Source organism: Pseudomaricurvus alkylphenolicus, assembly GCF_011683955.1.
GTDB classification, from domain to species: domain Bacteria; phylum Pseudomonadota; class Gammaproteobacteria; order Pseudomonadales; family Cellvibrionaceae; genus Pseudomaricurvus; species Pseudomaricurvus alkylphenolicus.
Map to the genome: position 1 here is coordinate 50,435 of NZ_JAAQPI010000003.1, position 20,743 is coordinate 71,177.

Annotated in this window: 17 protein-coding genes and 1 tRNA gene; 4 read left to right on the forward strand and 14 right to left on the reverse strand. The window is 48.4% G+C overall.

Annotation, left to right across the window (positions count from 1 at the left end; translation table 11 throughout):
• Positions 1 to 8: 8 nt before the first annotated feature.
• The 5 genes from HBA55_RS08965 to HBA55_RS38005 all read right to left on the reverse strand — a co-directional run bounded on the left by HBA55_RS08965 (position 9) and on the right by HBA55_RS38005 (position 7,669).
• Positions 9 to 980 (reverse strand): chain-length determining protein, encoded by a 972-nt coding sequence (locus tag HBA55_RS08965; RefSeq protein ID WP_206019680.1) that lies wholly within the window; start codon positions 978 to 980, stop codon positions 9 to 11.
• Between the two features lie 20 nt (positions 981 to 1,000).
• Positions 1,001 to 3,688, reverse strand: coding sequence for an SLBB domain-containing protein (locus HBA55_RS08970; RefSeq protein WP_240945983.1), 2,688 nt, complete (start codon positions 3,686 to 3,688; stop codon positions 1,001 to 1,003).
• A 432-nt stretch (positions 3,689 to 4,120) separates the two neighbouring features.
• On the reverse strand, positions 4,121 to 5,047 hold the full coding sequence (locus tag HBA55_RS08975) for a sulfotransferase family protein (RefSeq protein WP_166989648.1): 927 nt from the start codon (positions 5,045 to 5,047) through the stop codon (positions 4,121 to 4,123).
• Complete coding sequence (locus tag HBA55_RS08980; protein ID WP_166989650.1) at positions 5,044 to 6,393, reverse strand: lipopolysaccharide biosynthesis protein; 1,350 nt, start codon at positions 6,391 to 6,393, stop codon at positions 5,044 to 5,046. Before HBA55_RS08980 ends, HBA55_RS08975 begins: the two co-directional genes overlap by 4 nt.
• Positions 6,383 to 7,669, reverse strand: coding sequence for a glycosyltransferase (locus HBA55_RS38005; RefSeq protein ID WP_206019681.1), 1,287 nt, complete (start codon positions 7,667 to 7,669; stop codon positions 6,383 to 6,385). The genes HBA55_RS08980 and HBA55_RS38005 overlap by 11 nt, the downstream gene beginning before the upstream one ends.
• A gap of 295 nt (positions 7,670 to 7,964) precedes the next feature.
• On the opposite strand from HBA55_RS38005, the gene HBA55_RS08990 reads away from it, so the two are divergent.
• Together HBA55_RS08990 and HBA55_RS08995 are read left to right on the forward strand one after the other, a co-directional pair.
• A complete protein-coding gene (locus HBA55_RS08990; protein WP_166989653.1) occupies positions 7,965 to 8,657 on the forward strand; it encodes an exopolysaccharide biosynthesis polyprenyl glycosylphosphotransferase in 693 nt (230 codons plus the stop codon).
• A gap of 651 nt (positions 8,658 to 9,308) precedes the next feature.
• Positions 9,309 to 9,395, forward strand: a tRNA-Leu gene (locus HBA55_RS08995).
• A 171-nt stretch (positions 9,396 to 9,566) separates the two neighbouring features.
• On the opposite strand, the gene HBA55_RS09000 is transcribed toward HBA55_RS08995, so the two are convergent.
• From HBA55_RS09000 to HBA55_RS37770, 4 genes are read right to left on the reverse strand one after another with little or no spacing between them, the layout of a single operon-like run.
• The gene (locus HBA55_RS09000) at positions 9,567 to 10,289 is read right to left on the reverse strand and encodes a hypothetical protein (RefSeq protein ID WP_166989655.1); all 723 of its coding nucleotides are present in this window, start codon (positions 10,287 to 10,289) and stop codon (positions 9,567 to 9,569) included.
• Positions 10,279 to 10,560, reverse strand: a complete 282-nt coding sequence (locus HBA55_RS09005; RefSeq protein ID WP_166989657.1) for a heavy-metal-associated domain-containing protein — start codon at positions 10,558 to 10,560, stop codon at positions 10,279 to 10,281. Before HBA55_RS09005 ends, HBA55_RS09000 begins: the two co-directional genes overlap by 11 nt.
• Before the next feature lie 10 nt (positions 10,561 to 10,570).
• The gene (locus HBA55_RS09010) at positions 10,571 to 10,969 is read right to left on the reverse strand and encodes a hypothetical protein (RefSeq protein ID WP_166989659.1); all 399 of its coding nucleotides are present in this window, start codon (positions 10,967 to 10,969) and stop codon (positions 10,571 to 10,573) included.
• Positions 10,966 to 11,199, reverse strand: a complete 234-nt coding sequence (locus HBA55_RS37770) for a GDCCVxC domain-containing (seleno)protein (RefSeq protein WP_476704291.1) — start codon at positions 11,197 to 11,199, stop codon at positions 10,966 to 10,968. The genes HBA55_RS09010 and HBA55_RS37770 overlap by 4 nt, the downstream gene beginning before the upstream one ends.
• Positions 11,200 to 11,267: 68 nt before the next feature.
• On the opposite strand from HBA55_RS37770, the gene HBA55_RS09020 reads away from it, so the two are divergent.
• On the forward strand, positions 11,268 to 11,702 hold the full coding sequence (locus HBA55_RS09020) for a MerR family transcriptional regulator (protein WP_166989661.1): 435 nt from the start codon (positions 11,268 to 11,270) through the stop codon (positions 11,700 to 11,702).
• A gap of 70 nt (positions 11,703 to 11,772) precedes the next feature.
• Positions 11,773 to 12,708 carry a CDF family Co(II)/Ni(II) efflux transporter DmeF gene (gene dmeF / locus HBA55_RS09025; protein WP_166989662.1) on the forward strand — a complete coding sequence of 312 codons (936 nt, stop codon included), beginning with the start codon at positions 11,773 to 11,775 and terminating at the stop codon, positions 12,706 to 12,708.
• Positions 12,709 to 13,056: 348 nt separating this feature from the next.
• Here dmeF and HBA55_RS09030 read toward each other — a convergent pair whose 3' ends face one another.
• The 5 genes from HBA55_RS09030 to HBA55_RS09050 form a co-directional block, all read right to left on the reverse strand.
• Complete coding sequence (locus HBA55_RS09030) at positions 13,057 to 14,259, reverse strand: cation:proton antiporter (protein ID WP_166989664.1); 1,203 nt, start codon at positions 14,257 to 14,259, stop codon at positions 13,057 to 13,059.
• A gap of 64 nt (positions 14,260 to 14,323) precedes the next feature.
• On the reverse strand, positions 14,324 to 14,677 hold the full coding sequence (locus tag HBA55_RS09035; protein ID WP_206019682.1) for a hypothetical protein: 354 nt from the start codon (positions 14,675 to 14,677) through the stop codon (positions 14,324 to 14,326).
• Positions 14,674 to 17,868, reverse strand: coding sequence for an efflux RND transporter permease subunit (locus HBA55_RS09040; protein ID WP_166989667.1), 3,195 nt, complete (start codon positions 17,866 to 17,868; stop codon positions 14,674 to 14,676). Before HBA55_RS09040 ends, HBA55_RS09035 begins: the two co-directional genes overlap by 4 nt.
• Positions 17,861 to 19,378 (reverse strand): efflux RND transporter periplasmic adaptor subunit, encoded by a 1,518-nt coding sequence (locus HBA55_RS09045; RefSeq protein ID WP_166989669.1) that lies wholly within the window; start codon positions 19,376 to 19,378, stop codon positions 17,861 to 17,863. Before HBA55_RS09045 ends, HBA55_RS09040 begins: the two co-directional genes overlap by 8 nt.
• On the reverse strand, positions 19,371 to 20,738 hold the full coding sequence (locus HBA55_RS09050) for a TolC family protein (protein WP_240945984.1): 1,368 nt from the start codon (positions 20,736 to 20,738) through the stop codon (positions 19,371 to 19,373). Before HBA55_RS09050 ends, HBA55_RS09045 begins: the two co-directional genes overlap by 8 nt.
• Positions 20,739 to 20,743: the final 5 nt, after the last annotated feature.

A 20,743-nucleotide genomic window follows, 5' to 3' on the forward strand; every position in this document is an offset into this window, starting at 1 on the left:
CCTTTATGTTAGTGATGGGCCGCCTGGCAGTCAGAGAATCCATCTCTGGACTGAAGCTCTCGATAATGCATAATGGACCGCCACATACGCATCAGAAGCACCCAAGCAAGAATGGCAAAGGTGGCCAGCAAGGCTCCCACAACAGAGCCAATAAGAATCTTTTTCTTTCGAGACATATTAAAACTACGATAGGGCAAGGCTGCCGGGTCTATTATCTCTAGCACATACTCCTCTCTGGCACTGGCCAACATCGCGATGGCAGTTTGCGCTTCTATCAGGCGATATATCGACTGCTGAATTTCAAGCACGTCAGAACGACGCAGCTCCTCTTCCAGGTACGCCTGTTTTCGCCGAACATCGTTCATCGTACGTGCGCGGATAAATTCGTTGAAACTGGCCACATATTGGTTGGCCCAATCCCGTGCGACAGCGGGGTCGATCCAGTTCATACTGACGGTAATGATGTCAGTTTCCTCGTCCCGATAAATCGTTCTTACTTCGTCTCTGAAACGCGTGAAGACTTCCCCTCGATCGGGTTTGAATCCATCCTTCCAGCGTTGCTCTTTCGACAGCCATTGGCCCGCATAGAAGTGACGATACACATTGTGTGCATCGAGAAAGCGCATCGTAAAATCACGCGACGCCAGTCGGCCACGGATAACATCGTTGTAATTGTCATGGGTTGTTCCCATGACGAAGCCATGTTCAACAAGCGTGATGACCTCCGAGGCTCGTCGGTCATCTGGGGCGACCCCACCCGGGTCCTCTATATCGACAATACTGACCTTGACTCCAGACTGAAAAACATAAGGTTTCGAATAGGCCCAGAACCCTGTCAAAGCCGCCGACAATAGAGCCGCTGCCAGCGGTAACCACCAAAGTTTGATAAGGGCCAGAACGTACACCATAAGATCCAATTGTATGGCCGCTGTCGTTTCGGGAATAGATTGTTCTGATCTGCTAACATTGTGCGTCGTCATAACAATTTTACCTTCATGAATTAGAGTACGACTCCAGCCAGAATCGCGGAGTTCACCAATGTTTGTACCCAGGTTTGCGCCTTCTCTGTGGCATTCATACGGTCAACATTCAACGGGACATAAATTCTGGCTCCGGGCATCACCTTGTTGCGTGCAATACGCTTGGAGATACGGCTACCTTTGTGGCTCAGGACTTCACCATTGGCCTGAATGACGTACGCATGGCTCAACTTTCCAATAACCGTAGGGCCTCCGCTGAGAGCCAGGTAGTCTGCAACTCTTCTCTGAGGCTCATACCGATGCGAAGTCGGCACATAGACTTGGCCGGTCACCTGCACGTAATCTGGCTGTCTGGGAACAGAGAGACTATCGCCGGGCTCAAGTCTCAGAAGGTCTTTTCTTCGGCACCTGCTGTGTCTTTTGAGATCGACAACCAGGCGGCCATTTGCTTCCGCACGCTCCAGCTGCTGGATGGCTTTGAGATAATCCTGCTTGCCACCCCATTCGTGAGAGCTTTTGTCACGGTTGTTAAATGAATGGGATAGTGACAACTCCACCATTAGGTTATCCAACTGCGCATGAAGCTGATCAATCGTCTGTTGCTGCATCGCACGCACAGATTCTCTGGTAAACACAGCCCCAAAGGGGTATGCCTCGGAAGTGAGACCGCCTGCACGCTTCAACAGCTGGCAGAGAGTCTCTCCTCTCTCAATGGTATATACCCCCGGATGTCGCACCTCCCCGCTGACAGTTACCGAGGCCTGATCCAGCCAACCGGATTTTCGGCTGAACGTCATCTGGTCCAAAGGTGTGAGACGAGGATTGAGACGGTCATCATCGTATAACGCCTGATATTCCACTCGGTTTCTTCGCCCTTTTTCCAGTTGGCGCTTTAGCAAACAAATTCGCAACAACAACTGGCTGTCCAGAGACATGTGCTCAGTGTTCGCACTTGCCCCAGAGCGGTACGATACGCGCGACAGCTCGGCTGTCACGCCATTGGCTTTTCGGGTCAAGCCTCCAGCGGCGCACAACAGGTCACTGGCTCGCATTTCCGGCACCCTGGGGTAAACTCCTCCATGCTGCACTTCTCCCAGAATCGTTACCAGGTTTTCGTCTGCTCCGTATCGAGCCTGCTCGCGCAAACGTTTTACCTCATTCACCAACAGTGACGAACGCGCTTGTTTTTCGAAAAAAAAATAGAGTCGATCACCAGGTGAGACAAAGGGATTGTGTTCGGAGGTGGGGCTCTGCCTAGCCGCGCGCAGGCTAAAAGAATGTATCTCCACCTCACTGCTGGGATGCCGGGTTCTAGCCAGCACTCCATAGTGCAGATCCGCGCCGACACTGAGACCTCCCCCCAAGGCAACCACATCCAGCAGCCTGGCTCCCTCTTGTAGCGGCAGGCGACCGGAAAAGCGGAGCGCTCCTCGCAACTCGACGACCCGTGCCGGCCGATAGTCCGTTGCCTGCAGTTCCAGATTACGTACCACGGATGCCAGAGCTTTTTCCCGTTCCTGCGCGAGATTAAACACCTGAACCTGATCCCTGGGCTGAAGCAATAAATCCGCCTCGCCCCCCGGTGTTTCGAGCACTTTGAGTAAATTGGTATAGAGCACATGATTTAGCAGAGTTTCGCGTTGTTCGCGCTTTATCAGCAGAAATTCCATATCCGCCCCCGGCAGAAGCGCCCGTGCGCTGTCAATCAGATCGCTGATTCGCATTCCCTCGCGGTACTGATATCCTCCCGGGCGCTGCACCTGCCCAGAAAGCAGCACCACGTCTCGCAACTGATCTTCAAGCGCCAATACCCGCAGGAAATCACCATTGGAGACACCCATCTTGCGTATCGCCATTTCATCATTGGCGTTTGAAAAATCCAGGAGTGACCGAAAACCACCCTCTTCTATCCTCTCGATATGGGAGTCTTTCAGTGAGGCAGTTGGCAAGAGCCCGCCCGCCATATCGATCATTTGGCCGACGCTGGTTTCTCCACGCAATTCGTAAATGGCGGGACGCTGCACCTCCCCACCCACATACACCACGGGCCCGATGGGCGGTACGAATATCGTATCATTGTGCGCCAAATAGATGTCCTGACCACTGTGCCCTTTCAAAAGCAGATCATAGAGATCAAGATTGGCTACGCGTTCGCTGCCTCGAATTAATTGGATGTTTCGTAAAGAACCGGTCGTTTGCACACCACCAGTCGACAGCAGAGCATCAATCAGAGTGGACAATCCACCAACCGTATAGATACCTGGCTTCACAACATCGCCAGCCAGGCGAATCTGTACTGTACGCAAAGCTCCCATGGTTACAACGGCTCTCACCCCAATGACCCGACGTTCGAAGCCTTCGGTAATCAATCGTTCGGATTCATCAAACCCCAGTCCCGCCACTTTTACGGGTCCATATTCCGGTATCAGAATATGGCCATCCCGGGTGACAACCAATTTGTATTCCACATTGAGTTTGCCATAGAGCTGGACAATCAAAGTGTCTCCCGGACCAATAATGTAACTTGCCGGTACAGGTATGCCTTCGACAGGTGCAAATGTAGTTGGAACGTCGCTAAAAATGTCATAGCCAAACAGACTCAGATCAGAAGTCATGATTTGATCCTGTTGCGTTTCCGCCAGACTTAGAGGTCCTGACTTCTCTTCTGCGATAACCTCCAACCGGGATTCTTCCATCGTCGACGGCATACCGGACTTCTGCTCAGCGATGGTTTGGTCTGGCAGACTCAGAGGCTGGTCCTGCCCCTGAGGAGCGGATGCCCTCGCTTGCCGAAATTGAGTTATTGCAAGGGATTCAATATATGGAGCATACGACTCCTTGGCGTGGGTAGCGTCAACAAGAAAAAATGTAGCGAAAAGTGCTGCCATGCACCACAGACCCACTGCGTGCATGAAGCATTTTGGGTAAACCTGGCCCGCCTGATTTTCACGATCAATGTTTTGCATAACGGGATACCGGAAATTGCGTCTTTCCTGTATCGGAGCAATGGCTGTGCCAGTTGAGAAAAGTTCTAAAACCTCTTTAAAATTAGCGTGTTAGCCGCGCAATCTGATTGTAGGCCAAGGGCCATTTCAATCCGGGTTGCAATCTGCAATACGATTTTAAGCATTTTGCAATCACTACGCCTGAAGATATGCCTGGAGCCAGGGTGGTGCTTCGATTGGTAGCTTCAACAGCGCCTGAAGATCCTCGCCATAGTGCTTTTGCAATGCATCGCGCGTTGCAACAGAAATCTGCTTTTTCGTCAAAGGGAGTTTTCGCACATTCCATTGTTCATAGAGAAAACGAAGCCTGCCGCGTTTCGCTTCCGGCAGACACTGCCAAAGGCTATAAAGTAAATGGCGCTGACGTAGCCAGACTCTGACACTGTGAGGAATGAAATTGCTTGCGCCGCCTTGATGGATAACCTGCCCCAAGGTCTCAGGCCGAAACCCAGGCGTCAAGCCAATGAATGATAGCAAGCGGTCAAGCGTTTCTTCAGGTTTCGATTGTAAATCCTCCGTGTACAACACTAGTAACTTCTCTGGCGGAAACCATTGTGCGTAGCGACGAAGAATTCGGCCGTATTCACTCCAGGCCACATAGAAATCGGACTCCGATTCAAATCCTGATTCGTGTGTTGGTACCGGCAGAGATCTGACCCTGGTCATAGCCTCCGCTTGAAGCAATTCATCTACTGCCTCATCAAATGATCTTTCTTCAGTGCCTCTGCGTCTGCCCATTTGGTAATGCGACCATGTGCGTTCGATTGGATCCCGAAGAATTGCAATCAACTTTAGCTCGGGCATTAATTGGTGGATGCGCTCGGGAACGGAATCGTGACACATATATTGGGGCGTCGCCTTACCCCATAACCGATCGTCATTCTCTTCAAAATGCGACTTCGTAAAGTTCCTCCAGCGCTCCTTGGTGCAAGTGGCTTTCGTGAAGAAGGGGACTTCTTTTTCAAGTGGCATATTGATATCAGGATGTAAGCGCAAATGTTCGAACAGTGTGGTGGTTGCGCATTTCTGTGCACCAACAATCAAGAAATCAAGATTTTTCATAACACTTCTCCAACCGTCTTCAAGTAGCGAATCGCCAGAAGATAGGAAACAACGTTTTTGAAAATGATGGTAATGCTGAACAACCAGGCGAGACCAATGGCCCCGTAGTTGGCTCCAACAACAGGAGTGATAGAAAGCGCCAAAAACAAAGACAGGCATAAGGCTCCTAGTTCCAGCCGAGCACCACCACTCATATTCAGCAGCACCCCACTCAGCCCGGTGATCGAGTTGACCAGATGCCCCAGAGACAAAATAAGTAGATAGGACATCAGCAATCGGCCATCGACGTTGAAAACCGTCGACAAGGGCCCACTTGATAACAGCAAAGTGGCCGTAATAGGCACAAAAATCGCTGTGGATATCACCTGCGTTTTCCAGAGCAACCGCCACAATTCTCTTCTATTTTTGTGACCTGCAGCTCGGGCAAACGCAGGTCCAAATACCGCACCAAGGAGGATCAGTAAGGTGGTCGCGACATTCACCAGTTTATGTGCAACAGCATAGATACCGATATCGGACGTATTCGCGTACCAGGGCAGCACCAGAAACGGTAAATGCAGAAACACGATGCTCAACACACCACTCAGCCACAAAGAGCACAGTTCTTCGTCAAAGAGTTTTCTCTCACCATGCGACACCTTTGAATTCAAGTCGATTCGTTTGGATACAGAACCAACCAGACCTAACCAGGTTGCGGCAAAACCACTGACTCCCGCCACTAAAAGCGTTAGGGTATTGAGGGGCCAACCAAACGCCCAATAGACACTGCAAAAAACCAAGGCAACAAGCGGAATCAGTAGATTCTCAAGGGTGACCGCGACCAGAGGAGCGTCGACTGCTTTTAACGTTTCCGCCCAGAGACGCTGCCAAGCGAACAAAGGAGCCCCGATAAAAACCGCCATCACGACCAGAATAGAGTCAGACTCCAGGACCTTTTGAGCGTCAAACAGGCCTATAACCGAAAATGCAACACCTGACAGAATGAGAAGTACTGCGGCCCCTAAAATCCTCCGGGTCGCTCTTTTCAATATAAGAGCGATCTTATCGGTATCTCCTCTGGGGTAGAGCACAGCAACGCGACGCATGCTATGGGTCGGCAACCCCTGGCCCAACACCTCAGCCAACATCGACGACCAGGACATAAACAATTGCAACACGCCTAAACCGGCCGACCCGGCCAGAGCACCGACAACGACCTGGACAAGCAGTTGCAGACCAACCGCACTGCCACGACTGGTGGCGAGTCGCAAGGCAGGAAGGCAACGCCGAAAGCCATTCCAGCCCTTCGTTTGCTCACCAGACGGGGCAAGATCACCAGATGGGGTTTGATAGGCTTCAGCCCCCATAAGGCACCATGTTCTCCGAGTCTTCTTTGATTGGCTGGTTGCTATCTGCGAGAGTCTGATCGAGAATACGATGCATTTTGCGAAACATACTGTTCCAGTTGTATTTTTCGCGCACTAGCGCTCTGGAATGATGCTGCATTCGTTGCCACAGCTCCTGATTAATCAAGAGCTCATCGATACATTCACACATCGACACTGGCTCATCTTCCACAAACAGATGACTCCCGTTAACGACATCGATACCTTCCGCACCAATGGTGGTCGTTACAGTGGGCAACCCGCGAGACATCGCATCGAGCACCTTTACTTTCATTCCGCTTCCAAATAAGAGAGGCGCAACCGAGACCCTGCTTTGCTGATAAATCTCCTGTAAATCTGAAACAAAGCCTTTCAGGGTGATTCCCGAGCACGAGGCCACAGCAGAGGTCAGTCGCTCGTCCGGGTTTTTTCCAACAATTGAAAAGCCGAGATCTGGGTGTTTCTTTTGCAACCGAGGCCAGACCTCTCGAATAAACCAAAGGAGCCCTTGCACATTGGGCTCCCACCCAAGATAACCAACGTACATCAGGCACTTTTTCGTATCTTGGAAACGTAACTCCGGGAGTGCCAACTGGCTGTCATCGCCCAGGTGATAGGTATCATGTATTTTGTCAGGGGCAACGTCCATCTCCACCAGTTCCCGGGCATCATTTGGCGCAGCGAAAACCAGATTGGCTCTTTGAGCGACTGAGGATTCATAGGTTTTTACTCGCCAGGCTTCCAATCTGGCAACACATCGAAAAGCAGGATTACCCGGCAGGGAGGCATAGCGCTCCCACATTTTGTAGTACGCATTGTGTGCGTGATAGACCACAGTACCGCTATAGTCATCGGGCAAGTATGGAAAAACCTCATAGTGATCCAGAAAAACGATGTCATGCTGACTGACCAACTTCGATATTTTTTGATTCAGGCCAGATGAAAACGTTCGCCTTACATTCAGAGGTTTCCCTTGAAGATAGCTGGCAACCAGCTGATACGGGTTGCGCGCAACACTCAACTCAACATGAAAGTGTTGACTGCAAGGCGATATCGAATGAAAGGCGTCGAGATATTTGGCGTCATCCTGTTTAAGTGGCGACACCAGCGTAACGTCATATCGCTCTGCAAGCGACTGCAGCAACTTCATGCTTTTCACCTTGCCTCCACTCTGCAGCGGAAAAGGAAGCTCAGGCGTAATAAATAACAGTTTTTTCATATTCTCTGATTCCTTCATGAAGTGAAAATCTTCGAACACATTGGCGGCTTCTCACTGATGCTCACAGCAGAGTTTGTGCCAACCCCGGATTCATCGGAGTCATACGTATCCACGTGAGCGTTTCTCCGTCGTCGCCTGACAACAAAATCAAACGAAAAACCTCAATCTGACTTGCAAAATGCACTTCGCTTCGCAAAAAGAAGAAGCCACGAGCGAAACTGTTTTCATGTGAACACTCAGAAATTTCTAAAAAACAGGCACTTACAAACCTGGCGCGACGTTTGCCATAGATACATCGAACCTATGAGTCAACCGTTGTAAAAGGAGTATCTATATGGCCGATGTTATGAGTAACAGGGGGAACCTTGAGGCATCCCCTCAACAGCTAAAAGCTCCGGCGATTCGTGACACATTAGAAAACGGGCTTTACTTATCTCTGAAACGTTTTATGGACTGCACGCTTGCAGGGTTGGGCATATTGGTATTGAGCCCGCTACTACCCGTATTGGCCCTGCTCATTCGCTGGGATTCCAGAGGGCCTATATTTTATGCTCAACGGCGTGTCGGCGAAAACGGAAAAGAGTTCCAATGTTGGAAGTTTCGCTCAATGTGTAGCGACGCCGAACGGCAAAGGCAGGCTCTCAACGAACGAAATCAAATGGATGGTGGAATACTTTTCAAGATCAAAGACGATCCAAGAATCACCAAACTGGGCCGTTACCTGAGAAAGTATTCAATCGACGAATTGCCTCAATTATGGAACGTTTTCTCCGGCGATATGTCTTTGGTCGGCCCTCGTCCCCCACTTCCCGTCGAAGCGGCTCAGTACACGCCTTTTGAACGCAACAGATTGAGTGTAAAACCTGGCATCACCTGCTTGTGGCAAATATCCGGCAGAAGTGATTTGCCATTCGATCAACAAGTAAAACTTGACTTAAAGTACATTCGTTTAAGGTCCATCGCTCTGGATCTGAAAATCCTTCTGCAAACTGTACCAGCCGTACTGTCAGCTCGTGGTGCTTATTAACAAAAGGGGTAGAAAAATGAATACATCCAACCATTGTTCTTCAGCAAAACAAAAGAGAATGAAAAATACAAACCCATCATCTACGCAAGACGGTGTCAGCTTACTCAGGATGGCTCATCTGAACTTTGGACTCTTCCAGCAGCTGTATCACCTGGGAACCGCTAAAGATCGTGTCTGTGGCGTATTGCAGATAAACGCTTCGGAATATGACTATCTAGCGACATTGTGTTGAGCCTTCCCTGCCAAACTGTCCTAGACAACATCGCCCTTGCTGAGCTGACTGACACAATCATCTTTAGAAGCCAGACAAGTCAGCTGACGAAAACGAAAAACCCAGCCTGATGGCTGGGTTTTTCAATCGAGATGACAGGCTGTGATTGCCTTTTCAATCACTCCCACTCGATTATAAACGAGGGTGTTTTTATCTTATTTTTCATATAGTTAGAAATCAATATTTTGGAAGTACCATGAAAAATACCATGATTAGAAAAAATTCTAAAAAATTTACATTTATTTCTTAGGGCGTACAAAAAACGACCAGAAATCATTAAAAATGAGAAAATGCTTGGATTTTCAACTTTATCAAAGCAGCATTTACGAAGCATACACTTCTTCGTCCCAAGGAAGCTACATCCATAGGTCTGTTGAGTTGCCAGAGTGATGAAATTGGTAGACATGGGAGATTCAAAATCTCCTGCCCGCAAGGGCGTGCCGGTTCAAGTCCGGCCTCTGGTACCATCTTTCCCTCTACCTAACGTAACGGATTATTTCCAGCAATCAGCTTAAACTAGCGCTTTGGGATGCAAACTGGAGTAACTCCGATAATCCTCAGGTAATGTTAGATAACCTCATCTAACGATATAAAGTAGGGCCAAATGCAAGAATTTGCATTTGAGTAATCTATTTATCTCAATGAAACCGCACGCTGAGTAAAAAACCAGTAGAATCCGGGCCATTCAAATCCTGAACAACACCACCCTCTATCACCCAGCGCCCTTGCGTCCACTGCAGGCCCAAAGTGAATTGATGGACAAACGAAGCTCCCTTTTGCCAGCGGCCACCCAGCTCAACGACTCCATACACTTCTGACGGAATCCCCCACTCTGGGTACACCGTTGGAATCAATCGATGCTGCCAGGATAGATCATAGCGTGCAGAATCCCGTCGATCTCCAGTACCGACCTGATATAGAGCATCAATATCCCATTCATTCTTATCCCGAAACCAGGTAGCTACTGCACCGGCTTGAAACGCCCCGTCCCGTGAGCTATCAGTTGGAATCACTGCACCGCCCAACAGTCCCAGACGACGCGTGCCTTTAGGTTCATCTACCTGAGAAAGAATCTGCCGGTATAGCAGGCTAAAGTCCTCAAGCCGTTCAGTATTTCCAGATGACAGGCGATAAGGAGCACCGACTAACAGCGTTTTTTTATGATCAATACCGTAGGCTAGGTTGGCTGTTAGCTGGTTAATATTAGTTTCATTGTCGTGGCTAACAACACCGCGTAAGACAGTACCACCCTTCTCTACTGGTAGCGCCACGAAAGAGCGCAACCCCATACCCAACGCGCCCGACTGGAAACACAGCCCAAGCAAACCAATCCAAAGTAGTGTCGCCCATTTATTTGGCATGGACCTTCACCGGTGTAAATCCGGAATCAATGATTGCCTGCTTGATTGCATCAATATCAGCTTTTTCATCACCGGTATCGATCCTAACTTTTTTGTTTTTTAAGCTAACATCTACCTGGGCAATTTCAGGTAACTTGCCCAATTTACGTAGCAAGCCATCAACACAGAACGCACAGGTCATACCATTGATTTCAATTTCCAAAGTCTCAGAAAATACTGTGACGGGAAATGTGATTCCCATTAATAGTGTCAACAAGGTCATAATTTTCATCTTAACCTCCCTAAACGCCCAACAGGTTCCTGAGGGGCAATAACAAAAAGGCTGCAGTAAATCCTACCGACCACACCGCCAAGGCCAGAAAAAAGATGCGTCGGTTCCAAGTCTGTGCTCGCATGCAACGGTCAGCCAAAATTGGATCAGCAGGGCAACTAACAGGGCTTTTCCAGAGTACCCATGCAGCAATTCCTAAAATCAGGGCTGAACCACCAAACATCCATGACTCATAGGACGCCAACGCGGCCAATACGGGAAATTGGCTGGTTAAGGACGCTACGACTGCCCCCATACCAATACTGACCAATAAGATAGGTAGTGCACAGCAAAGCAAGGTGCCGGTGGAAGCAAAGAGAGCCAACCAGCCCAACGCTTTTTGGGAGCCCTCAATTGATTCTCTCTTCATCGGCAACACCCCGTTTTTACACCGGATTTAATAGCCTGCTGGACCGGTGGACAGGGAACACTGCCATAAGAACAAAATACGCAGCAGTCGCCTGCCACAGGCTTAAACACCACAGAGCACTGGGGACATTGAAAGAAATACATGCAGGCGTCTTCCGGCATGATCTCTACAGTTTTGTGGCCACATTCGGGGCAGATCAGCTCAGATTCAAGCAGGACTGTCATCGGCATACCTCTATCATTTTGAGCCAGTAGTGCTAGTATAAAACCTGTAGTAACTACAGGTTCAAGTGATTTATATGCAAGAACATTCAGCTAAGACAGCGTTTAGTGTTGGAGATCTCGCCCGCGCGAGCCAATGCAAGGTCGAGACAGTTCGCTACTACGAAAAGATCGGCCTGATGCCAACTCCACAACGCACGGAAGGCGGACATCGGATATATAACCAGCCAGAGTTGAAGCGATTGATTTTTATACGTCGCAGCCGTGATTTGGGCTTTAGTGTGTCGCAGGTTCGTGACTTGTTGCGATTCGTCGATGAACCAAATCACACCTGTGGCGAAGTTAAAACCCTGACCCTGGCGCAATCTGAAGAGGTACAACGAAAAATTGACGACCTCCAGCGTCTGCATAAGGCACTATTGGAGATGGCTGATAGATGTAAAGGCGAGAACTACTCTTTGGAACAATGCCCAATTATCGACGCCCTATTTGAAGACCAAAATGAACAATAATGGCATACAGAGACTAAAACTGATCGCCATCGACTATCATATTGTTGCTCGAATACAGCAGAGATAACTAATGCATACAAACGATTTATCCAATTGGCAGCACGACCACACCTTCGGTCAAGATCAAATACGGGCAGGAGAAAAGCGTACACTTTTTGTTGTTATCCTAACCGCTGTAATGATGGTTATTGAGATCGTTGCGGGTGTTGTCTACGGATCAATGGCCTTGCTGGCGGACGGACTCCATATGGCCTCGCACGCTGCAGCGCTGTGCATATCTCTGTTTGCTTATATTGCCGCTAGGCGACTAGCCAGTGATCGACGTTTCACTTTTGGCACTGGAAAAATAAACAGTTTAGCCGGGTTTGGCAGTGCTATTTTGCTCGCTGGTTTCGCATTGGTAATGGCAACAGAGAGCATCAGTCGGTTGCTTAACCCCGTAACAATTACCTTCAACCAGGCGATTGTTGTAGCAGTAATTGGGCTAATAGTGAATGGAGTTAGCGCCTGGTTGCTAATGGCAACTCCACATGAACACCATCATGGTCACGATCACCACCACGACCACAATTTAAAAGCAGCCTATCTACATGTAGTAGCCGATGCATTAACATCATTTATGGCAATCGGCGCATTGCTAGCGGGAAAATATTGGGGGGCGAGCTGGCTAGATCCTACAATGGGTATTGTAGGTGCAATTTTGGTTGCCCGGTGGTCGTTTGGTCTACTGCTCGAAACTGGGCGTGTTCTTCTAGATCAACAAGCTAACGATGAAATTATTGACGAACTAATTAAGTCTATTGAAAAACCTGGAACAGACCGTGTTTCAGATATCCACGTATGGTGCATAGGACATGGTATTTACTCCGCTGCGCTTGTCATTATTTCTGATAAACCAATGACACCTGATCACTATCGAACTCTGCTTCCAGTGCAAAGTAACATTGTACATACAACGATTGAAGTCCATCAGTGCTCTTCTCACGTAAGCAACAAACAAAAATAGATAAACGTTAGTTTCTTTTTTAAATTGCGCATCTCTTAATGACTGCACTCGTTTTGGTTTTATTGAAATCCCTAATCCTTTGAAACATGACGATGCGTTCGCGTATCGAAAGCCGTATTAAACTGTCTCCTAATTCGAGCATCACCAAAGACAGCATTATTGATTAAATCAGACAATCGACCTTCCATTTTTTCCTGTGTGTTTTTCCCCAAAAGGACTTAAGTGTTATAGCAATATATAAATTTCGACACTACACACTTTTAATGTAAAGATGATTGAGCTCTATATTTGGTTGTATGGCCGCAAGACGTCCCTTGGATTACTCGCTCAGTTATTAACAGTCTCGTCCTATGTAAAACGACCAAATCGGCGGTAATAAAGCTTGATCCAAAAAGGCGAAAGCAGCGTCGTATAAGCGATCACCATAATCAGTGATGTATACATATCACCTCTGATAACGCCAGCGGCACTGCCAAGACCGGCGAAAATCAAACCCACTTCACCCCTGGGTACCATTGCCATACCCACTACAATACGTCGCGGAAAGGGCTCTGCAATCAACAGTGCTCCGGCAAACTTGCTCCCAATGGCTACTATCGCCAGTGTTAGCGACATGCCCCAGAAAAACCACGAACCCCAATCAACTTGGCGAAGATCTAGGGATAAACCGATCATCACAAAGAAAATTGGGGTAAATAACTGTACGATCGGTTTCATCTGGCTTTCGATTTTGCGGGCAAAGGCTGTATCAGTTTTTACCGTCAGGCCGAAGGGAAGAAAAAACCGGCGTGACAGTGCTAGGCCTGCAGCAAAGCCTCCTAGTAGCTCCGGCGCACCAAACAGGTGTGCCAACCAGGCAAAAAACAGTACCAGGGAAACAATGGTGACTGGAATTAACCCTGGATTGTCAATTCGTTTGTCCAATTTACCAATAACCGATGACATCAATTTGGCCAGCACCGGAGCGGTTAGGAAGAAGATGCTAATGTATGCCAAAACCTTAAAGGTATTAATCCAGTTGATCTCACCGGTCATTGAGAACTCATAGAGTATTGCGAGTAATATCACCCCAAAGAGATCATCCAGTACAGCAGCTCCCAAAGTAATTTGTCCCTCAGGGCTGTTCTGCCGATGAACATCCGTCAAAGTACGCACCGTAATGCCTATACTGGTGGCAGTTAGGGTGCCGCCCACAAACAGAGAAACCAGCATGGATTGCTGAAATAAAAAGTATGTTACCCCGTAGCCAAAAAGAAAGGGCGTGATAAAACCGCCTAATGCTACCATGGTGGCTTTGCGGCCGACATTTAGTAGCTTACCCATGTCGGTTTCTAGGCCGACTTCGAACAAGAGAAGAATAACACCAATTTCCGCAAGTACCCGTATCGGTTCATTGGGTTCCACCCAAGCCAATAGGCTTGGGCCGATTATAATGCCTGCCAATAATTCACCGATAACACTGGGGGCGCCTAGGGTTGCAACCAGTTCGCCGACTACACGAGCGGCTACCAGTATGATTAGCAATTGCAGTAAAAACGTATGCGGTTCCATTGCGAATCCCGAGATAAGTAGTCGTGTCTTGGAGAAGACTGTCGACTAACTTTTATAAGCTGTTTTAAAGCGCTTCCATGGCAGTAATAAACCGAATGTGGCTTTCTGGCTGAATATCTCCCAAACCCAAAGCCGTGTAGACGGCACCCTGATAATATAAATAACTCATAGCATCAGTGACTGGTGAACCTCGAAAAATGCCCAGCTCAAATGAGGATACTGACAAGCTGTAAGTGACTGCGTAGATGCCAATTTCTACAATATGTGTAAGAAACAACACAACAACAATCACTAACACCTGCGTGTGTGTTGGCAGGTTAAGCTTAGGCGTATTTGTACCCAGCCAAAGCAACACCCGGTAGCGAAACACAAAGGTAACTGCAACCAGGGCAAACGCCAACACAACAGCCAATATCACGCAGAATCCCCTCCTTCTCGAATTTTTGGAAGGGTTTCGGAAACCAAGAAATCTGTCTTTCTTCTCTCCTGAAACTGCAAAATAAAGCTATAAATAACCGGCAATACCAATAGGTTTAACACCATAACGGTCAGCATTCCGCCCAGCATCGGCGCGGCAATGCGGTGAGTAACATCCGATCCGGTACCACTACTTAACATGATGGGAATTAACCCCGCCATCGTAGAGATCGCCGTCATAGCCACAGGTCGTACACGCTTTGATGTCGCCGACAGTACGGCATTTCTAATTTCATCAAACGTCAAAATACCCTGAGAAGCAGCACGCCGCTTAGCGATTTCTGTATCGATAAAACTCAATACAAGCACACCAATCTCCGCAGCCATTCCCGCCAACGCAATAAACCCCACAGCCACAGCAACTGACATGTTGTAATCATTGATATAAACAAGCCAGATGCCACCAACCAAACCAAACGGAATCGATATCATCACAACTAGCGGCTCGGTGATGTTGCGGAAATTGAAATAGAGTAATAGAAAAATAATCAGCAGTGTTGCAGGTGCCACAATGCTCAAGCGCGCTGCGGCACGCTCCATGTACTCAAATTGCCCTGACCAAGTGATCGTATAGCCCGCAGGCACTGTGACCTGCTCCTTCAGGACACGCTTAGCCTTGGCAACATAGCCACCGATATCCGAGGTTGAAATATCAACATATATCCAAGCATTAGGACGCGCGTCTTCACTTTTAATAACCGGTGGGCCACGCTGATAATCAATATCCGCGACCATGGCCAGCGGAATTTGCGTACCTGTTGGAGTGGGTATCAATACCCTTTTTAGCGTCTCCATGTCATCACGTAATTCACGCGGGTACCGTAGATTCACCGGATACCGCTCAAGCCCCTCGACCGTTTCAGTGATATTCATGCCCCCGATAGCGCTTTGAATAATATCTTGCACGGCACCTACGGTAAGACCATAGCGCGCTGCACTCTCCCGGTTGATTTCAAAGTCAAGGTAATAACCACCCACTGCTCGGTCGCCGAAGGCTGAGGTTGTTTCCGGCAGCGTTTTCATGGCTTGCTCAATATCCTGGGAAACCTGTTGAAGAACATTGAGATCAGGCCCCGACACCTTGATACCAATAGGTGTTTTAATACCTGTCGATAGCATGTCGATACGGGTTTTGATCGGCATCGTCCAGGCATTCGCTAAACCGGGAAACTGTATTGCCTGATCCATTTCATTCATCAAATCCTTGGTCGTTTTTGAGGGATCGGGCCACTCCTCCTTGGGCTTAAGTCGTACCGTGGTTTCGATCATCGCCAGAGGCGCAGAGTCAGTCGCTGTCTCAGCCCTTCCAACTTTGCCGAATACATGGTGTACCTCAGGAAATGTCGAGAGGATCTTATCGGTCTGCTGCAGCAACTCCTTGGCTTTAGTAATTGATATACCCGGAAATGTAGTTGGCATATAGAGGATGTCACCCTCATCCAGGGGCGGCATAAATTCACTACCCAGCTTTGAATAGGGGTAATAAGTAGCTGCCAACAAACCTACCGCTAAAATCAGTGTGACACTCCGCCAACGCATGGCGAGCTTCAGGGCAGGCCCATGAATGGCATGGAGTGCGCGATTAATCGGGTTCTTATGCTCGGCCACAATCTTACCGCGCAATAAATATCCCATCATCACAGGAACAAGGGTAATCGCCAGAATGGCTGATGCTGCCATCGCGTAGGTTGCAGTAAAGGCCAGTGGACTAAATAATCGCCCTTCTTGCGCCTGCATGGTGAAGATGGGCAGGAATGAGACGGTGATAACGAGCAGCGAAAAAAACAACGCTGGCCCTACTTCCTGACAAGACGCCCCTATCGTCTTCCAACGTTCATCCAGGGTCAGCTCACTTCCCTTATCTTCACGGGCCTCGGCTAAACGGCTATGAGCATTTTCCACCATCACAATCGCCCCATCGACCATGGTGCCAATGGTGATCGCTATCCCCCCCAACGACATAATGTTGGCATTCAGCCCTTGAATACGCATGACGATAAAGGCCATCAGGATTCCCAAGGGTAGCGTAATAATCGCCACAAACGCTGATCGCGCGTGTAACAAAAACAAGATCACAACCAAGCTGACGATAACCAGCTCCTGAAAGAGCGAGGTATTCAGGCTTTTAACAGCTCGCTCAATCAAGTCACCACGGTCATACACGGGAACAATTTCAACCCCGTCCGGCAATCCAGCTTTCAGCTCTTCCAGTTTGGCACGGACAGCCTGAATGGTCGCTAACGCGTTTTCGCCAAAGCGCATAATGACAACGCCACCAGCTACCTCTCCTTCACCATTAAGGTCAACCAACCCCCGGCGAAGCTCGGGACCAATTTGCACATGCGCTACATCTTGAAGCCGGATAGGTGTGCCATCTTTGTCCACACTCACGGGGATACTATTGAGGTCATCAATTGACTGTATATACCCCAATCCACGAACCATATATTCCGTTTCAGCCATCTCCACCAGACGGCCACCCACATCCTTGTTGGACATTTTGATGGCCATCTTGATCTTATTCAGCGGTATGTTGTAACGCAGCAAAGCATTGGGGTCGACTTCAACCTGATACTGTTTAACGTAACCGCCAACCGATGCAACTTCAGAGACACCTTCTACCGTTTGTAGTGGGTAACGCAAATACCAGTCCTGCAATGAACGTAATTGGGACAAGTCATGCTTACCGGTTTTATCGACCAGGGCATATTCGTATACCCAACCTACCCCCGTGGCATCTGGCCCTAATGTTGGCGTAATTCCTTGAGGTAATCGGCCACTGACATAGTTAATAGATTCCAGCACGCGCGAGCGAGCCCAATACATATCAGTGCCATCTTCGAAGATGATGTACACAAAGGAAAAACCAAAAAAGGAGTACCCTCTAACCACCTTGGTTCGTGGCACAGCCAGCATTGATGTCGTTAGAGGGTATGTGACCTGATCTTCAACCACCTGAGGTGATTGCCCAGGGTACTCAGTAAATATAATGACCTGAACATCCGACAAATCAGGAATCGCGTCCAGCGGTGCATTTTTGTAAGCAAAAATGCCAACGAGCGAGATGATCACTGCCGCAATCAACACCATGAATCGATCACGCAGGGAGGCATTGATAATGGCGTTAATCATGTTCATGGACTCCGTGTGCTGAATGATCCACCTGTTTACTCATATCCATCTCGGAATGATCTTCCATATTCTCAGAGCCATGATTCATACCTGTATGGTCTTCCATACGATGGGAACCTTCTTCTCCGTCTGTTGCGGAATCCTGCGAGGCCTCCATCATTTTGGCCGTTGCTTCACGCAGCTTGGATTCAGAGTCCACCAGGAACTGGGCTGAGGTCACCACCTCTTCACCCGCACTGACGCCATCCAGTACCGCAACTTTGCCACTGGACTCAACACCAAGTTCGACCATACGAGGCTCAAATTTGCCAGGTTCTCTAACCACAAATACCTGCGGACGCCCACCGGATCGAATCACCGCTTCAGCCGGAATCACCACCGCATTACTTTGCTCATCCGACTTAATGCTGACTTCTGCAAACATATCAGGTCGTAATAGCAGTTCCCGGTTATCAAACACGAGGCGAACTTTCGTGGTTCGTGTCTTTGATTCTGCATAGGGGTAGATGTACTGAAGCGAGCCTTTAAAGGTCTTGCCCGGCACAGATGCCAAAGTCATCTCGACTTCATCACCAATTTTTACCCAAGGTAGCTCATACTCGTACACATCGGCGTAAACCCAGACCTGGCTTAGATCGACCATCATGTACAGCTCAGTCTTTGGCGTCACATACTGCCCCTGGCGCGACCCTATACGAATCACTGTACCGGACACAGGAGAATGAATATGGAGACTCTTCTTTATCTCACGGCTCTGTTCCAACTCCTGAATTTGATGTTCGGTAACATCCAACAATTGAAGCCGTTCACGAGAACTTTTTGCCAAATCCCGCGCCCCTTGCTTAATTTCTTCAAAGGGACTTTTTTCAAGTGCATTCAAATTGTTCAGAGCCAACAAATATTCCTGTTGAGCTGAAACCAATTTGGGGGAATAAATGCTTAGCAGGATGTCATCCTCAGCAACGTTCTGCCCGGTCTTATCGACACGTATGTCCTCAATCCATCCCTCAACTTTAGGGTGTAGTCGAGCCATACGTTCTTCATTAAAGTCGACCCTTCCCACAGCACGAATGGTTCGGCTAATCGCTGTCTGCTGGGCCGTCGCGGTACGAACGCCAATGTTTTGTACAATCACCGGATCGATCTTGACGGTACCCACAGCCTCACTGGATTCTTCGTCGGCATATACAGGCACGTAATCCATACCCATCGAATCTTTGGCGGGTACAGGTGATGTCACAGAAGGATTCATCGGGTTTCTATAAAAGAGTATTTTCCGCTCCGAAGGTTTGTCATCCTCATCTGCGTAGACTGGTATATAGTCCATGCCCATTGAATCCTTCGCTGGTACAGGCGAAGTAATACTGGGATTCATTGGATTACGATAAAAAATAGGCTTTTTTTCGTCAATCGGCACAGTAGTAGCGCCACCCCTATCGGATAGCCAATATCCAGCCCCTAGCCCGATACCGAGCATTAGCACGGCGATAATAAGTGTCGATTTATTCATAAACAGATTCCTCGCCGACAGCGGCCTCCAGGCGTGCTAATGCTTGTTTAGCATCACTCAACGCCTTCCAATATTGCAATTCATAGTTAAAGAGAGTCATTTGACTGCGCACCAGATTAAGAAAATCGACTTCACTGACCTGATATCCTGCCAACATGGATTGAACGGTTTGTTGTGCTTGTGGAATGATGCCACTGCCATACAGTGAAAATTGCTGCTTGGCTTCTTGATAATCTGTAACCGCAGAAGATATAGCTGCCGTTACTAGGCCCTTCTCATCCAGCAAGGCATAGCGATTCATTTGCAGCTCACTGCTTCTTTGTGAAACAGCTTTGGACTGTTTACGCCCGGAATAAAGTGGAACTTTTACACCCACCATGACGGAAAAGAAATCTGATCTCGACCCGCCCATAGGAGGTGGGTTGTCTCCGGTTCGATCACCGTAAGTAACCCCCAGTTTGAAATCGGGGTAATAGTCTCGCTTAGCCAAATCCAGACGTGACTGGGCGGCTTCGATTTTGGTTTCCATTTGTTTGAGGAGTGGACGCGAAGATTCAGCTTGCAGATAAAGCGTGCTCTCATCAGCCAAAGCCGGCATTGACTTGGAAACCTGGTCAGGCAAGACAATGACATCATTAGCTGGCCTATCCATTAGGATATTGAGTTTTATCACCTGATTGCGACGTATCGCCCTCAACTGAATTTCTTGATCCATCAATCTGGAAAGCTCTAACTGAGCCAGTAGTACGTCCTGCTGCAACCCCTTTCCTGTTTCGTACTTGGTTTGTGCAACCGTAATAAATTGTCGAAGTAAGGCTTGGTTGTTTTTTACTGTATCCAAAGCGCGATCTAGATAATAAAGTTGCCACCATTTGCTTTTCACATTCTTCACAAGCTGCAATCGCACCTCATCGACTGAATGCCCAGCTGCTTTCGCGTCATATTCAGCAGCCTCCTCCTTTAGGCCCAGCTTTCCCGGAAAAGGAATAACCTGACTGACACCTACCTGAAGCTGAGTCATGGGCTCTTGGTCCCTGTCAAAGGTATCAGTAGGAAAATTCATGGCATTCAGACTGACCATAGGGTCCGGCAGAGTACCAACTTGAGACGGCACTTCTAACAGGGCTTTATAGCGTTCTTGCACTTCGGCCAGATTTGGATTGTCACTGACAGCCACTTCTACTGCCGAATTTTCATTTAACACCACGGGGTTGACTTCATCGGCATACAAGTTGTCAGCCGCAATAAGGAGCGGCGCTATAGCTAATAACAATTTGTATCTACGCAAAAACACTCTCCTCCTAAACATCATCATGAAAGGAGGTTTGCCACTTGAAGCAAACTGCTTTATTTGTCTCATACGGC